The following is a 15,735-nucleotide window of genomic DNA, read 5'->3' on the forward strand; positions in this document are numbered from 1 at the left end:
GCGGTATCGCGAAGCCCGCGCGGCGCTTGAGCGAAGCCGAAATCCGCATCGCGAAGCGATCGACCGGATTTCGTATCAGGCCGGCCCTCAGCGGCGCGCGGCCTGGTGCGCCTCGGTCTGCGCGGCCAGCGCCGCGTCGAGCTTGCGCAGGGCCTCGAAGCGGGCGATCTCGGCCTCGACGTCCCGGACCGTCTCCTCGACGAGGTGGTGCTGGATCGCCAGCCGCGGGTCGTCGTCGGCCATCGCCTCGCGCTCCTGCAGCCGCCGCACGGCCTGCCGCACCACGGTGTAGACCGCTTCGCGCTCGGCCCGGTTCATGGAGGGCTTGATCGCCTGCGCGACGAGATCGGAGAAGTCCGACATGGCTCGGTGGAACGATCCGGTTCGGGAGTGTGCGGTGGGCCTCTACCAGACCCGCGTCCGCCTGATCCAGCCGCCGCTCAGATCCGCTGGTCCCTGATGCCGCCCATCACCAGGGAGATCGAGCTCCACAGCACCAGGAAGCAGAAGAAGCTCACCATCAGGGCATGGCCCCGGTGGGGATAGAGGGAGTCGGTCGGCAGGTAGGGCGGCACGAAGGTCGCCAGGAAGATGTGCTGCTTCTGTGACGAGACGCGGGCGCGGTCGAGGAGCGAATTGGCCGATTCGTTGAGCTTCTCCGCGATCATGCGCTCGACCATCAGGCCCTCGTATTCCAGGAGGGCGTTGCTCATGGTCGGCGCCCCGTTGACCGTCATGCCCTCGCTGGTGAGCTGGTCCTGGAGTTCCTTCATCTGCTGGTCGATCGCGGCGACGTTGGCCACCAGCACCTGGATCGAGCGCGACTTCTCGTCGAGGGTCGACCCGCGCAGGACCTGGAGGTCGTTCTCCGCCTTGAGCTTGTCCTTGCGCAGGGACACCAGCGTCGTCAGCGTCGCTTCCGCCGACTTGAGAGGATCGATGATGCCCCAGTGGTTGCGGTAGCGCTGCAATCCGAGGTGGGCCTCGCGCAGGCGCTCCTGCGCGACCTTGGCGTCGGCTTCCGACTGGGCGAGCATGTCCGCCTGCGCCCGCTTCGAGATCTGGTTGATCAGCGTCTCCGAGCGGGCCACGAGTTCCTTGGTGATCGCCAGGGCGTCCTCGGGGGTGAAGGCGCGGACCGAGAGCTGGATCACGCCGGAGATCGCGTCGATCCGGGCCGAGACGTGCTCGCGCCAGTACTTGGTCAGTTCCTCGATGGGCTGGGGCGGGTTGAAGCGGGCCCAGAAGTCGGCCTCGCTGCGGGAGAACATCTTCGAGATGCCGAGGTTCTTTTCCGCGGTGTGGACCATCGCCTGACTCTCGATGTAGTCGCGAACGATGTAGCTGTCCTGGCTGTTGTGCTTCTGGATCAGGCTGGTGTACTCGCCGAGGTTGATGTTCTCCATCGGCTCGACGTTGCCGCGCACGGCGAACTGGGCCTCGGCGATGTACTGGTTGGCGGCGAAGACGAACAGGTAGAGGCCGATCACCGCGGTCGGCGCCAGCACGAACAGGGAGAAGCGCCGCACCAGGGTGCCGGTCATGCTCCGGGGCCGCGGGTCCGCCGGGCGCAGGCCGGGCAGGCGCGTCCAGGCCAGCCCCTCGCGGGCGCGCTGAACCAGGGCCTTGCCGCGATGGGCCGGGATCGGCTCGATCGTCTCGGCGCCGCGGCGGAACGCCTGCACCGAGCGCTGCGCGAACTCGATGCTGCTGCGGGGCCGCTCGCCCTGCTTGACCTCGTCCACGCTCATCCGCTGCGTTTTCCTGGGTGCCGCTCCGGGGGAAGCCGCCGTACCGCCGCCGCCACGCCGGAATCGATGGGGGCGTGCGACCGAACGGGGCCCGGAATCCCGTTCTTTTCAGCCCTTTTTAAGGCATTGCCCCTGCGCGGTCGGGTGCGGTTGCAGTGCGGCATCCACCGGCCTACGCGGAGGCGATGAAGCCGAGACAGGAACCGAACGCCGAAGCCGGGCGCAGCCAGTTGCCCCCGGTCCGCACCGCCAAGGCGAAGTTCGCCGGGATCGTGGCCGTCTGCACCAAGTGCGCCAAGCGGCAGGGCCTGCCCAAGCGCGCCGTGCGCGACAGCCTGAAGGCCGAGCTGCAGCGCGGCCGCTCCGGGCGCAGGCTGCGCATCGTCGAGACCGGCTGCCTCGGGCCCTGTCCGAAGCGGGCGCTCGCCGTCGCCACAGGGGCCAGCCTCGCGCAGGGGCGCATCCTGCTCCTCGACCCGGCCGCCTCGCCCGCCGCGCTACTCGCCGCCGTGCTCCCCGATTTACGCCCCAATGCCCCGCTAGCCGCAGGGTCCGACGCGAGGCCCGCCTCCTGAACCGCGCCACCGGCCGCACCCGGCGACACAGGGCGACCGCCATGCCTGTCCCTACCAAGCCCGTCCGTACCGACACGACCCGCCCCCCGGCCGGCGGCGGGATCGGTCGCGCGCTGCTGCGCCGGCTTCCCCTCGTCGGCACGGTGCTGGGCCTGGCGCTGGCCGCCTGGCTCGTGGCGACGAACGACCTCGGCGCGGTTGCCGAAGCCTTCGGACGCATCGGGCTGACGGGGCTTGCCGCCGTCGTGCTGGTCCGCGTCCTGATCGTGTCCCTGTGCGGGCTCGCCTGGGCGCGCGTCCTCGACGGGCTGACGCGGGCGGGTGTCGGCGCCTTCGTGGTGCTGCGCTTCGTGCGCGAGGGCATCAACGTGCTCCTGCCGGTGGCCTCCATCGGCGGCGACGTGCTGGGCGGGCGGCTCCTCACCTTCTGGGGCGTGGCCGGGTCGCTTGCCGCCGCCTCGATCCTGGCCGACATGCTGATCCAGGTCGGCACGCAGGCCCTGTTCGCCCTGCTCGGCGCCCTGCTCCTGATGCGCATCGACGGCGAGTCCGCGGCCCAGCTCTCGGCCTGGGTGCTGCGGGTGCTCGCGGTGGCGGCCCTGGTGCTGGCCGCCTTCTTCGCCGTGCAGCGCCTGGGCGCGGCCCGCTATCTCGAGGCCCGCATCGCGGCTCTCGGCCGCCGCTTCGTCCGCGAGGCCGAGCCACGCCCCGTCGAGGGCGCGAGCGTGCAGGACGCCCTCGACGTGGTCTGGGACAAGCCCCGCCGCGGCAGGCTCGCGCAGTCGGTGCTGCTGCACCTCCTGGCCTGGACCCTGGGCTCGGCCGAGATCGCGATCGTGCTCGCCTGCATCGGCAACGCGCCGGTGACGCTCGCCGAGGTGCTGGTGATCGAGGCCCTGAGCCAGGCCATCAAGTCGGCGGCCTTCCCCGTCCCGAGCGGGCTCGGAGTGCAGGAGGGCGGCTTCGTCGTGGTCTGCGCCCTGTTCGGCATCGATGCCGGCACCGCCATCGCCCTGTCGCTGGCCAAGCGCGTGCCGGACGTGGTGCTCGGTCTGCCGGCGCTATTGGTCTGGCAGAACCTGGAGGCGCGCCGCGGCGCGGTCCGGGCGCCGTCCCCGTCATGAGGCGCCTTGCCCACGGGCCGTCCGCCCCCCAGGGTGGCGCCGCCATGATTCTGTCCCGTCCGAGACTTCGCCCGGGCCGCCTCGCAGCCGGCATCCTTCTGATGATGCTCGCGGCCGGCCCGGCCACGGCCCAGAGCGTCACGGTCGACCTCGGCGCGGGCGGCGTGACCGAGCGGGCGCTGCAGCTCGTCGCCCTCATCACGGTGCTGGCGCTGGCGCCTTCCGTGCTGGTGATGGCGACCTCCTTCACCCGGATCGTGGTGGTGCTGTCGATCCTGCGCTCGGCGCTGGGCACGCAGACCGCCCCGCCCACCGCCGTGATCGTCAGCCTCGCCCTGTTCCTCACCGCCTTCGTGATGGCGCCGACCGGCCGCGAGGCCTACCGCAACGGCATCGAGCCGCTGCTGGCCAACCAGATCACGCAAGCGGTCGCCTTCGAGCGGGCCTCGGCTCCCTTCAAGACCTTCATGCTGCGCAACGTGCGCGAGAAGGACCTCAAGCTCTTCCTCGACATGGCCAAGGTCCCCGTTCCCTCCGGCCCGGAGGCGGTCGGCCTGGAGGTCGTGACCCCGGCCTTCATGATCTCGGAGCTGCGCCGGGCCTTCGAGATCGGCTTCCTGCTGTTCATCCCCTTCCTGATCATCGACCTCGTCGTGGCCTCGATCCTGATGGCGGTGGGCATGATGATGGTGCCCCCGGCCACCGTGGCGCTGCCCTTCAAGCTGATCTTCTTCGTGCTGGTCGACGGCTGGACCCTGGTGGCGGGCTCCCTGGTGCAGAGCTACGGCGGCGGCTGAGCGCCTCAGCCCGGCGGTGCGGCCTCGGCTTCGGCCTGCGTCTGCTGCCCCGGCGCCTCGGCTGCCTTGCCCCGCTCCGGCACCGCGCCGTCCGGATAGCGCTTGCGGTATTCCGTCAGGAACGCCGCAAGGGTCTCGGCATTGCTGGCCCGCTGGGCGATCTCGCGGAAGCCCGGCTGGCGGGTCGGGTTGGCGGCCGTCAGCAGGGCGAAGGTGCGCGCGTCCGCGCTCTCGGCCATGGGGCCGGAGAATTTCGCCTTCAGCCGTTCCAGCCCGATCCCTTCGCTGGCCAGATCGTAGGCGAGCGCCGCCCGGATCACGTCGGCGCGGGCCGGCTCGTCCAGGGGCTTGCCGCCGCGCCACGCGCTGCCGAGCAGGGCCTCGTGGGCCTCGCCCGCCTCGCGCCAACGCCGCGCGCTCCAGAGGATGTCGGCGCGCAGGCGCTGCACGTCTGCGCCCTCCTCCCCCTCGATCGTCTCCAGGGCGAGGTCCGTGCGGGTGAGGTCCGACAGGGCGCGTGCCCGGATCAGGGACCGGGCGCGGCGAAGCTCGCCCGGCAGTTCGGGCAGGTAGGTGGCGTCGATCGCCTCCAAAGCCATCATCGGCTTGCCGTCCATCAGGCGGATCGTGGCGAGCCGGGTCGCCACCCCGGCCCGCGCCGGGCCGGTGAGGCGGGTGTCCACCTGGTGCTGGAGCAGGTCGGCGGCCGAATCGAGCAGGTCGAGGCCGACGAGCCGGTCGGCCAGCCGCCGCACCACCTCGTCGCCCCGCCGGCCGATCGGCGCGAACTCCTTGAAGTCGAAATACAGCGCCACCGACTCGATCCCGGCGACGCGGTCCGCTTTGGCTCCCAGGAACAGGTCGTCGAACAGGGCCTGGGCCTCGCTCGTCAGGGTACGCGACAGGGCCGAGGCCGGGGCGGCGGCGTTCGCCCGGCGCGTGGCGGTGAAGGCGTCGCGCCAGCGCCCTGCCGCGGCGTAGAGCCGGGCGAGACCGGCCGTGATCGCGTCCTCGGTCTCGCCCCCATGCCAGGTGATGGCGAGCCGCTCCAGCCGGTCGATCGCCTCGGCCGGCTTGATCCGCCCGGCGGCCTGCGCCAGCAGGGTACCGCGGATCGCGGCCGCCGCGGCGACCGGGCGCTCGGCCGCGTCCGCGAGCCGGCCGTAATCGTCCAGCGCTGCGTCGGTGCCGCCGGTCGCCTCCTCGATGCGGGCCTTGACCAGGGCCTGCCGGTCGCGGACCAGCGGCGTGAGGCCCTGCCTGCCGGCCAGGGCGAGCCGGTCTATCGCGCCCTGGACGTCGCCGTTCTCGATCGCGGCCTCCGCGGTCGTGGTGCGGATCGCCGCCGCCAGATCGTCGGGATAGCGGGCGGCGAAGGCCAGCGCGGTGAGGAAGCCGGTCTCGGCCTCGCGCCAGTTGCCGTCCTGGGCGTCGGCCATCGCCCGCCAGAGGGCGGCCTCGGGATCTCTTTTCAGGGCCTCCGTGCCCAGGGTGCGCCGGGCCTCCTCCAGGCGGTTCAGGCGCGTCTGCGCCAGTCCGCGCAGGATCGCCGTGTCGTGCTGCCCGGCGAGCAGCGGGTCGTCGGCACCGGCCACCTCGATCACGGCGAGCGCTTCGGGGTCGTACCCGTTGGCGACGAGGGTACGCGCCAGGTCGAGGCGCAGCGGCCCGCGCGCGCCCAGCGGCGCGGCCACGGCGGCGGCGAACTGCCGGCGGATCGTCTCGCGCACGTCGCCCAGCCGCGCCTGGTCCCAGGCCTCGCGGGAGATTGCGGGTGCCCCCGCCTCGGCGAGTGCGACCTCGGCCCTGCGCGCCACGGAGGTGACCGCGAGCCCCCCCTCCCGCCCGATCGCGACGCCGTCGAGGTCGGGCCGGACCGTGAGGTCGTCGGCACCCGCCAGCACCGCGAGCCCGAGCCGGCTCGGCAGCAGTTCGAAATCGACGAAGCGCTGGCGCTTGGCGATGCCGGCCGGGCGCCGCGCCGCGGTCGTGACGAGGGCGATGCGCTCGCCGTCGAGGTCGAGCCAGGTGGCGCTGCCGGGCTGCTTCAGGTCGAGCGCGACGCCGACATGCCCGGCCCCGTCGGGCCGGCGCACCGCGTTCAGGGTGTCGCTGGAACTCAGGGCATCGCCCGCCGTCAGTTCCCATCCGAGGCCGGTGCCGGTGCGGACGGGCAGGAGATCGATCAGGCGCCCCGGCGGCACGACGACCTGCACCAGCACGATCTTGCCCACCCGCCGCGGCTCGCCGAGGCCGCGCAGCCCGGTCTCGCCCGGCGGCGGCAGCGCCACCGGTTCCCCCGTCTCCAGGGCCAGGGTCGCGACGCCCGCGCGCTCGAACAAGGCGGCGGGCGGCAGGGTGCGGAAGGGGAAGACCATCCCTGAGCCCGCCTGCCGCTCCGGCGGGGCGGCGACCGCCTCGACGGGCTGGGCCGCAGGTGCCGCCTTCGGAACTGCGGCCGGCGCGGGGTCCGGCGCGGCGGCGCGCCTGGCCGCCTCGGGCTCCGGCTTCGGACCCGGTGCCGGCTTCCTGACCACGTCCAGGGTGAGCGTGTCGTCCTCGCGCTCGGCCAGCACGACGTATCCGTCCGTGGGCGTCAGCACGAGGCTCGCGGAGGCGTCGTCCGTCTCGGTGGCGAGCGTTGCCAGCGCCGGCTTGGTGCGCCCGCGGGTCTCGTTCGCGTCGATCGTCCAGGCGCCGGATACCCGCAGCCGGGTGGCGGGGCCTTCCACGACCGTCGTCGTGTCCGTGCCCGGCGGCAGGCGCAGCGACAGGCGCAACAGGGTCGGCAGGGTGGCGAGTTCGACGGCGAGCGGACGCCGGATGGGGGGCGGCGCGCGCAGCTTCAGGGCCGCCTCGGCGGCTTGTGCCCTGCGGGCGAGGTCGGCGACCACGTCCGGCGGCAGGGGCGGTACCAGGCCGGTCCAGCCCTCGGGCAGGAGGTCGACGAAGACCTTCTCGCCGGCTTCCTGCAGGTTGACGCGGTAGGGCTTGGGCAGGGCGATCCGCAGGCCGCCGCCATCGGGATCGCGGCGCACGGTGGCGACGTAGCTCGGCATCTCGTCGGTCAGGTGCTCCGGACCCGACGCGACGCGCTCGCCGTAGGTCAGGACCAGGACGGTGCCGGCGAGCCGGGCCTTGACCGACACGGCCTTGTCGAAGGTGAGCGCGATGCGGCCGTAACCTGCGGGCTCGGTGCCCTTGGCCGCGATCAGCCGGGCGGCCTGCGCCTCCGCGATCCCGAGGAGCAGGCTCAGGGCGACGCCGGCCCGGAGGCCGCACCGACGCTTGCTGTCGTCACCCGCTCCCATCGAAACGCCACACCCGAGAGCGGCCCCGCACCCCGAACGGAGGCACGGCGCCCAGACGCCACACGCTCGGCGCACCTCACGACACTTCCGGTCGCCGGAAGCTCTCCCGCCGGCCTGCCGCGGCACACCGGTCGTTTCGTGAGGGACACCGGTGGCGACTGTGCGCGATCGCGGCTAACGCGCGCTTAATCGGCTCAGGCCGGCGAGATCACCCGGCAGCCGGTATCAGCGCTTCACGATGAGGTTGGGCACCATCGCGCTCGACGCGCCGAAGGTCTCCAGGGCGCGCTTGCAATTGGCCGGCACGTCTTTGCGGTAGGTCTCGATGTAGGAGGTCGCCACCATGTAGAGCTCGCCCCTGTCGAGGTCCTCCGGCGGGACGCCCAGGCGCTGGACCGCGGCCTTGAGCAGGTCCGGGTCGCCCTTCACGTCGTCGCAGGAGGTGTTGGCGAAGCCGACGAGGCCGGCGAGCTTGGCCGCGAGGTTGCGGCTGCGGTCGAGGGTCTTTTCGACAGGCGGAGCCGCGTCGGCATCGGCCGGCGTCTCGGCCGGGAGGGGGCCCATGAGGCTCGCGAGCAGGCCGGCGGCCAGCAGGATGGTCTTCGTCACGGCTCTCTCCCTGTCCTCGGCCGGCCCCGCTTCTGGATGGCGCGGGCTCGGCCCCTGTCTGTCGTACGCGGTATCGCCCCTGCGGATCGCGGAGTCGACACCGGTTCAGCCCCCGAGGGCGACGGCCCTGTCGATCGCGGCACCAAAGCCCGCAAGCGGAACGGTGATCGTCATCGGCTCGGTGCCGTCCGGCTTCTGGCCGAGGACGACGAGGGCCTTGGCCGTCCTCATGCTGTCGGTGGCCAGCGTCGGGAAGCTGATGGGCACGAGGCAGCCCTCGGCGTTGCAGGAGACGTAGGGCGCGCCCTTGCCGAGCACCGCCTCGTCCAGCTTGAACGAGACGCCGGGCTCGATCGCCAGCCCGAACGGCATCATGATCAGCCCCTCGGCCCGCCCGTCCTTGGGCGTGCGGAACTCGATCGCGAACTGGCGCCGCCCGGTCTTGTTGTCGCCCTGCGACTGCATGACCAGGCAGGCCGTGGTCTCCTGGGCGCGGGTGCAGTTCATGGACCAGTCGCCGTAGCCCTCGCTCACCGTGCTCGCACCCGCAGGCCAGGTGGCCGGTGCCGGCGCCTTCGGAGCCTCGGCTGCCGGCGCGGGCTTGGGCGCAGGAGGCTTGGCCGGGACCGGCTTCGGCTTGGGCGCGCGCGGTTTCGGTTTGGCGGGAGCGTCCTCGGCCGGCGATTCCGCGGCCGGGGCCTCCTCCTGCGCGAGCGCGAAGGGGGATGCGGGCAGGCCGGCGAGGAGGATCGCGACGATCGCGGATCGCCGGAAGGCGCGGGTTGGCAGCATAAGGGACGGTCCCTCGTCCGGTGGTGGCGGCGCTCGGTGCTTCCCCGCAGGACTCCCGGTCATCGGGAGCCGTCCCCCCGGCCGCGACGGCGCGACGGGAGTTTCGTGAGAGGCACGATGCCGCCTAGCGCCCAACCGGCGGAGAGGCAATCGACCCTGAGACCCGAACGGGCCCGAAGGTGGCCGGCGCGGCGGCCGCCCGCCCTTGGGACTCGATCGATCAGCCCTCGCGCGAGACGTCCGTCTCGGCCCGGTCGCAGCTCTTGGCGGCGGCCTCGCGGTTGTGGCGGCGCAGGCCGCGGGCGAGGGCGAAGGCCAGGGTCAGCACGCCGGAATCGCGGTCGACGGGCTCGTCGACCGGGGACGAGAGCGTGGCGGTAAGAAGCGCGAGCATGGAAGACTCCATCGGCTGCAGCGGTATCGCGGCCCGACACGGACAACGATTGCTGCAGTGCAATATGAGGATGGGGTGCGGCGGGCGGCAATCGGCTCCGGCGCGCGGCTCGCATGCAGGCGGCTCATGGCCCGGCAACGCTTTCTCAACCTTGCGCGCGCCTGCCGGTGTTGACCGGACGAGCGCGAGGCGCCACTAAACCCGCCTTCGGAGGCGGGTTGCCGAGCCGTCCGCGAGGCCGTTGATTCCACGATGGAATCCGGCACGGCCCGGCATCGCCGGGCCGTGGGCCGTCGCCCCACCGTCATGTCAGCCGCCTAAGGATGCCGCGCCCCGCGCCGGGGTGCCCGATCGCAAGGAACGAGACGCCCCATGACCGACACGCCGACCCAGTGGCCGATCCACGGCCGCATCAGCGGGCCCATCGTGATGATCGGCTTCGGTTCGATCGGCCGCGGCACGCTTCCCCTGATCGAGCGCCACTTCGCGTACGACCACGCCCGCTTCACCGTGATCGACCCGGACGACGGCCACCGGGATCTGGCCGCGAAGCACGGCCTGCGCTTCGAGCAGGTGGCGCTCACCCGCGAGAACTATCGCGACGTGCTGACGCCCCTGCTGACCGAGGGCGGCGGCCAGGGTTTCTGCGTCAACCTCTCGGTGGACACCTCCTCGCGGGCGATCCTTGAGCTCTGCCGCGAGCTCGGCGCCCTCTACATCGACACGGTGGCCGAGCCCTGGCCGGGCTTCTACTTCGACAAGACCCGGAGCCAGGGCGACCGTACCAACTACGCGCTCCGCCAGGACATCCTCGACGCCCGCACCGCGAGCCCCGGCGGCAGCACCGCCGTGTCCTGCTGCGGCGCCAACCCGGGCATGGTCTCCTGGTTCGTGAAGCAGGCGCTCTTGAACATCGCCGCCGACACCGGCGTGACGACCCCCGAGCCGAAGACCCGCGAAGACTGGGCGGCCCTGATGCGGGAACTGGGCGTCAAGGGCGTCCACATCGCCGAGCGGGACACGCAGCGCGCCAAGCATCCCAAGCCGCAGGGGGTGTTCGTCAACACCTGGTCGGTGGAGGGCTTCGTCTCCGAGGGCAACCAGCCGGCCGAACTGGGCTGGGGCACGCACGAGACCTGGATGCCGGACAACGCCCGCGAGCAGGAGAAGGGCTCGCGTTGCGCCATCTACCTGCTCCAGCCCGGCGCCGACACCCGCGTGCGCTCCTGGACGCCGACCGCGCAATCGCAGTTCGGCTTCCTCGTGACGCACAACGAGGCGATCTCGATCGCGGACTACTACACCGTCCGCGAGGGCGGGCGGGCCGCCTACCGCCCCACCTGCCACTACGCCTATCACCCGGCCAACGACGCCGTGCTCTCGCTCCACGAGATGTTCGGCAATGCGGGGCAGGTGCAGGAGCGCCACCACATCCTCGACGAGGACGAGATCGAGGACGGCATCGACGAGCTCGGCGTGCTGGTCTACGGGCACGCCAGGAACGCCTACTGGTACGGCTCGCAGCTCTCCATCGAGGAGACGCGGGCGATCGCCCCCTACCAGAACGCCACCGGCCTCCAGGTCACGTCGGCGGTGCTCGCCGGCATGGTCTGGGCCCTGGAGAACCCGCAGGCCGGCATCGTCGAGGCCGACGAGATGGATTTCCGCCGCTGCCTGGAGGTCCAGACCCCGTATCTCGGCCCGGTCGTGGGCGTCTACACCGACTGGACGCCGCTCACCGGCCGCCCCGGCCTGTTCCCCGAGGACATCGACGCCGACGACCCCTGGCAGTTCCGCAACGTGCTCGTGCACGGCTGAACCGGCCGGCGCCGCCCGCACGCTTGCGGGCGGCCCGCGCGGTGCTACCATCCGGCCTGCGATCTGGGAGACCGTGATGGCGGTGGCCGCGAGACGCGACTCCCGCATGGGCGTCGCCGCGTATCGGGTGTGGGTGGAAAGCCGCCCCGACGAGGAGCGCTGGGAGCTTCTCGACGGAGAGCCCGTGCTGATGTCGCCGCCCGGGGCGCGGCATCAGCGCATCGTGATGAACATCGCCAAGCGCCGCGACGATCTTGCCGAACGCAAGGGGTGCAATGCGCTGCCCGGCCTCGCCATCCTCAGCGAGGCGATGGACGATTTTGCCCCGATCCCGGACATCGTCGTGCAGTGCGGTTCGTTGCCCGTGGACGGCTACACCCGCGATCCGCTGCTCGTCGCGGAGGTGCTTTCGCCCTCCACGATCCACAACGATCGCGGCCGCAAGAGCGACTTCTATAAATCGGTTCAGCCGTTGCAGGCCTTCCTGATCGTCTATCAGGACGAGGCCCGCGTCGAGGTCTGGCGCCGCGACACCGGCTGGAGCAAGCGGGTCGCCGGTCTCGACGGTGCGATCGACCTGCCCGAACTCGGCGGCGGCCTCTCCGTGGCCGACATCTATGCGCGGGTCACGTTCTGACCCGCGCGGTTGCGGGCGCCTCCCGTGATGCTACCATCGCGGCCCTGACCGGAGAGGCCGCGATGGCACTGGCCGCAAGACGCGATTCCCGCATGGGCATCGCCGACTATCAAGTCTGGGTCGAGGCACGCCCCGACCGGGAGCGCTGGGAACTGATCGACGGCGGGCCCGTGCTGCTGGCGCCCCCAAAAGAGCGGCACCAGCGCATCGTCATGAATCTCGCCAAACGCCTTGATGATCTCGCCGAACGTCGAGGCTGCCGTGCCATGACCGGCCTTGCCGTCCTCAGCGAGGCGATGGACGATTTCGCGCCCATCCCCGACGTGGTCGTGCGCTGCGGTCCGCCTCTGCCGGATGGCTACGCCCCCGACACGGTTCTGGTGGCGGAAGTGCTCCCGCCCTCCGCCATGAGTCTCGATCGCGGCCGCAAGACCGATTTCTACCGCTCCGTCCCGAGCCTGCGCACCGTCCTCGTCGTCCATCAGGACGAGGCGCGGGTCGAGGTCTGGCGCCGGCGCGACGGGACGGAATGGGACTTCGAAGCGTTGGGGCTCGACGGCGCGATCGAGCTGCCCGACCTCGGCGGCGCGGTTGCCGTCCGCGCGGTCTACACCGACATCGCGTTCTAGAATCGCTTCCGAACCAGGTCCGCAGCCCGTGCCCCATTTCGAAGATTTCTACGCCGACAAGCTGCGCGGTTCGCTGGGCGTCACCGACGCCGAATCGGTGCTCGACCTGCGTGGCTCGAACCGTCCGACCGCCGAGGCGTCCCTCAAGGACATGCTGGAACGCAGCCGCTTCGCCAAGGGCAAGACCGTGGCGATCCGCCTCGACGCGCCGCCCGAGGGCGGCGGCGAGACCCTGTTCCAGCCCGCCGGCCGCCTGCTCCTCGACGCCAAGCGCCGCGGGCTGATCGAGCGCCTGCAAACCCTGCCGGCCCAGGACGGCCTCGGCTTCTACGTGGCGCTCTCCGGCAAGCCGCAGCGGCCCCCGGCGTGAACCCCTTCGCCCGCCTGGGCGCCAACACCATCGAGCGCCTGGCCCGCTTCGGCTACGGTGCTCGCGGCGCGGTCTACGGCGTCGTCGGAATCCTGGCTCTGCTCGCCGCGATCGGCTCGGGCGGACAGGCCGGCGACAGCCGGAACGCGCTGCGGACCGTCCTCGGCGGGCCCTTCGGCGCGATCCTCGTCGGCCTGATCGCAATCGGGCTCCTCGGCTTCGCCCTGTGGCGCCTGGTGGAAGGGGCGACCGACGCGGACCGGCGCGGCACCTCGCCCAAGGGCCTGGCGGTGCGGGGCGCACATCTCATCAGCGCGGCGATCTATGGCGGCCTCGCCCTCAGCGCGGCGAGCCTGAGCCTCGGGTTAGGGCTCGGCGGCGGCGACGGCACGCGGGACTGGACCGCGTGGCTCCTGGCAAAACCCTTCGGCCGCTGGCTGGTGGCGCTGATCGGGCTCGGCGTCGCCGGTGGCGGGGTCGGCTTCCTGCTCAAGGCGGCCCGGGGCGACGTGACCGAGCGACTCGCCCTCGATCGGGGAAAGCTGCGCTGGGCGAAGCCCTTGGGTCGCTTCGGCTACGGCGCGCGCGGGGTCGCCTTCCTCATCATCGGCGCGTTCTTCGTCGTGGCCGCGTGGTACCAGCGCTCCTCCGAGGCCAAGGGGCTCGCCGAAGCCTTCGCCCTGCTGCGCGCGCAGCCCTTCGGCTGGGTCCTGCTGGGCATCGTCGCGGCGGGCCACGCCGCCTTCGGCGCCTTCGGGCTGATCCAGGCCCGCTACCGCCGCATCGATGCCCCCGACATCGACAAGGCCGACGACGCGGTGGCGCGGGCCGTGCGCGCCGCGACCTGAAGGGCCGCCCGCGTTGACAGCGGGGCCCCCCGCGGCGGATACCCCGCCTCGCCGGGAGCCCATGCAGCAGCGCACCTACAAGACCGCGGTGATGGTGGTCCACGACCTCGTGGCGACCGCCGCGGCCGTGGTGCTCACCTTCCTGTTCCGCTTCAACGGCGACATGCTCGCCGCGCGGCTGCACGCCCTGCCGTTGCTGCTGCCGCCGTTCCTGGCGGTCGCCGGCCTCGTCTACGGCTGGTTCAGGCTCTACCGGACCAAGTGGCGCTTCGCCTCGCTGCCGGACCTCGCGGGCATCGTGCGGGCCGCCAGCGTCCTGGCGCTGATCCTGCTCGTCGTCGACTACGTCCTGGTCTCGTCGGATCTCTACGGCTTCTACTTCTTCGGCAAGATCGCCATCGTCCTCTACTGGGTGCTGCAGATCTTCCTGCTCGGCGGCACCCGGCTCGCCTTCCGCTATCTAAAATATTCCCGCTCCCGCCAGTCGAGCGCGCGCGCCGCCACGGTGCCGACGCTGCTCCTCGGGCGCGGGGGCGACATCGAGGTGCTGCTGCGCGCCATCGAATCGGGCTCTGTGAAGAAGCTCTCCCCCAAGGGCATCCTGTCGCCGCGGGCCGACGAGGCCGGGCAGATGATGCGCGGCGTGCCGGTGCTCGGCGGCTTCGCGGACCTGGAGCGCGTGATCGGGGCGCTCGCCGAGCGCGGCCAGCCGGTGCGGCGCCTCGTGGCGACGCCGAGCGCGCTGGCGCCCGAGGCCGAGCCCGACGACCTCATCGCCCGCGCCCGTCGCCTCGGCCTGCCGCTCGCCCGCGTCGTCAGCCTCGGCGAGGGCATGCGGGACGCCGAACTCGCGCCCCTTGAGATCGAGGACCTGCTCCTGCGCCCGACGGTGGCCATCGACCGGCCGCGCCTGGAGCGCTTCCTCTCGGGCCGGCGCGTCATCGTCACCGGTGGCGGCGGCTCGATCGGCTCCGAGATCTGCGCCCGTGCCGTCGCCTTCGGCGCCTCCGCGGTGCTGGTGGTGGAGAGTTCAGAGCCGGCGCTCCACGGCATCCTCGGCCAGCCGGCCCTCGCGGGCGCCGAGGTGACGGGCGCGCTCGCCGACATCCGCGACGGCGCGCGCATCGAGGCCGTGTTCGCGGCCTTCCGGCCCGATTACGTGGTCCACGCAGCCGCCCTCAAGCAGGTGCCCTACCTGGAGCAGGACTGGGAAGAGGGCATCAAGACCAACGTCTTCGGCTCGATCAACGTGGCCCGCGCCACGATCGCGGCCGGCGCACGCGCCCTGGTCATGATCTCCACCGACAAGGCGATCGAGCCGGTCTCGCAGCTCGGCGTGACCAAGCGTTTCGCCGAGATGGTGGCCCAGGCCCTCGACGCCGAGCAGGCCGCGCTGCCGGGCCATCCGACCCGGCTCATCGCCGTGCGCTTCGGCAACGTGCTCGGTTCGGTCGGCTCCGTCGTGCCGGTGTTCAAGGCGCAGATCGCCCGCGGCGGCCCCGTCACCGTCACCCATCCCGACATGGTGCGCTACTTCATGACCGTGCGGGAGGCGGCCGACCTCGTGCTCACCGCGGCCTCGCATGCGGACGGCGAGGCCCGCGCCCTGGCGCCCGAGGGGGATGCCGCCGACCAGCGCGCGGCCGTCTACGTCCTCAAGATGGGCCAGCCCGTGCGGATCGCGGAATTGGCCGAGCGGATGATCCGGCTCGCCGGCTTCGAGCCGGGCGAGGAGATCGAGATCGCCTATTCCGGCGCGCGACCCGGCGAGCGCCTCAACGAGATCCTGTTCGCGCGCGAGGAACCCCGCGTCAGCCTCGACGGGATCGACGGCGTCATGGCCGCCCGCCCCGTCTTCGCCGACACCGCGCGCCTCGACGCCTGGACCGATCGCCTGCGCGCCGCCGTGGCAGCGGGCGACCGCGGCGCGGCCGAGGCCGTGTTCGAGGCCGCCATCCCGCATTTTCGCGATCGGATCGTGGCCCGGGCCGAGGGGCCGGGCGTGTCGGATGCGGTGGCCGCACTCGAATCGAATGCAAGTGTGGGCGCTCCCCTCTCCCCCCTGCGGGAGAGGGTGGCC

General features: G+C 72.2%; 15 protein-coding genes. 9 read left to right on the forward strand and 6 right to left on the reverse strand.

The window, feature by feature from the left end:
- Positions 1-87: 87 nt before the first annotated feature.
- Positions 88-363, reverse strand: coding sequence for a hypothetical protein (locus tag COGEMETH_RS00135; protein WP_238180592.1), 276 nt, complete (start codon positions 361-363; stop codon positions 88-90).
- Positions 364-440: 77 nt separating this feature from the next.
- Entirely contained in the window at positions 441-1,751 is a 1,311-nt protein-coding gene (locus COGEMETH_RS00140) for a KpsE/RkpR family capsule polysaccharide export protein (protein ID WP_238180593.1), read from the reverse strand.
- 185 nt (positions 1,752-1,936) lie between these two features.
- Between COGEMETH_RS00140 and COGEMETH_RS00145 the strand changes: the two genes are divergently transcribed.
- The 3 genes from COGEMETH_RS00145 to fliP all read left to right on the forward strand — a co-directional run bounded on the left by COGEMETH_RS00145 (position 1,937) and on the right by fliP (position 4,247).
- Positions 1,937-2,326 carry a (2Fe-2S) ferredoxin domain-containing protein gene (locus COGEMETH_RS00145; RefSeq protein ID WP_238180594.1) on the forward strand — a complete coding sequence of 130 codons (390 nt, stop codon included), beginning with the start codon at positions 1,937-1,939 and terminating at the stop codon, positions 2,324-2,326.
- Between the two features lie 41 nt (positions 2,327-2,367).
- Complete coding sequence (locus COGEMETH_RS00150; protein WP_238180595.1) at positions 2,368-3,450, forward strand: lysylphosphatidylglycerol synthase domain-containing protein; 1,083 nt, start codon at positions 2,368-2,370, stop codon at positions 3,448-3,450.
- 101 nt (positions 3,451-3,551) lie between these two features.
- Entirely contained in the window at positions 3,552-4,247 is a 696-nt protein-coding gene (gene fliP / locus COGEMETH_RS00155; protein WP_238180596.1) for a flagellar type III secretion system pore protein FliP, read from the forward strand.
- 5 nt (positions 4,248-4,252) lie between these two features.
- Here fliP and COGEMETH_RS00160 read toward each other — a convergent pair whose 3' ends face one another.
- The 4 genes from COGEMETH_RS00160 to COGEMETH_RS00175 all read right to left on the reverse strand — a co-directional run bounded on the left by COGEMETH_RS00160 (position 4,253) and on the right by COGEMETH_RS00175 (position 9,353).
- Entirely contained in the window at positions 4,253-7,558 is a 3,306-nt protein-coding gene (locus tag COGEMETH_RS00160; RefSeq protein ID WP_238180597.1) for a hypothetical protein, read from the reverse strand.
- Positions 7,559-7,783: 225 nt separating this feature from the next.
- Complete coding sequence (locus COGEMETH_RS00165; RefSeq protein ID WP_238180598.1) at positions 7,784-8,167, reverse strand: hypothetical protein; 384 nt, start codon at positions 8,165-8,167, stop codon at positions 7,784-7,786.
- 105 nt (positions 8,168-8,272) lie between these two features.
- Positions 8,273-8,959, reverse strand: coding sequence for an invasion associated locus B family protein (locus tag COGEMETH_RS00170; protein WP_373875279.1), 687 nt, complete (start codon positions 8,957-8,959; stop codon positions 8,273-8,275).
- Positions 8,960-9,179: 220 nt separating this feature from the next.
- Positions 9,180-9,353 (reverse strand): hypothetical protein, encoded by a 174-nt coding sequence (locus COGEMETH_RS00175; protein WP_238180599.1) that lies wholly within the window; start codon positions 9,351-9,353, stop codon positions 9,180-9,182.
- 372 nt (positions 9,354-9,725) lie between these two features.
- On the opposite strand from COGEMETH_RS00175, the gene COGEMETH_RS00180 reads away from it, so the two are divergent.
- The 6 genes from COGEMETH_RS00180 to COGEMETH_RS00205 form a co-directional block, all read left to right on the forward strand.
- Positions 9,726-11,171, forward strand: a complete 1,446-nt coding sequence (locus COGEMETH_RS00180; protein WP_238180600.1) for a homospermidine synthase — start codon at positions 9,726-9,728, stop codon at positions 11,169-11,171.
- A gap of 76 nt (positions 11,172-11,247) precedes the next feature.
- Positions 11,248-11,808 carry a Uma2 family endonuclease gene (locus COGEMETH_RS00185; RefSeq protein ID WP_238180601.1) on the forward strand — a complete coding sequence of 187 codons (561 nt, stop codon included), beginning with the start codon at positions 11,248-11,250 and terminating at the stop codon, positions 11,806-11,808.
- A gap of 62 nt (positions 11,809-11,870) precedes the next feature.
- On the forward strand, positions 11,871-12,437 hold the full coding sequence (locus tag COGEMETH_RS00190) for a Uma2 family endonuclease (RefSeq protein ID WP_238180602.1): 567 nt from the start codon (positions 11,871-11,873) through the stop codon (positions 12,435-12,437).
- A 28-nt stretch (positions 12,438-12,465) separates the two neighbouring features.
- Entirely contained in the window at positions 12,466-12,807 is a 342-nt protein-coding gene (locus tag COGEMETH_RS00195; protein ID WP_238180603.1) for a hypothetical protein, read from the forward strand.
- Positions 12,804-13,655: a DUF1206 domain-containing protein gene (locus COGEMETH_RS00200; protein ID WP_238180604.1), complete on the forward strand. Its 852-nt coding sequence runs from the start codon at positions 12,804-12,806 to the stop codon at positions 13,653-13,655. Before COGEMETH_RS00195 ends, COGEMETH_RS00200 begins: the two co-directional genes overlap by 4 nt.
- Before the next feature lie 61 nt (positions 13,656-13,716).
- Positions 13,717-15,735, forward strand: a 2,019-nt coding sequence (locus COGEMETH_RS00205) for an SDR family NAD(P)-dependent oxidoreductase (RefSeq protein WP_238180605.1), incomplete at its 3' end; no start/stop codon positions are given.

Source organism: Methylobacterium trifolii, from assembly GCF_022179685.1.
Classification (GTDB): domain Bacteria; phylum Pseudomonadota; class Alphaproteobacteria; order Rhizobiales; family Beijerinckiaceae; genus Methylobacterium; species Methylobacterium trifolii.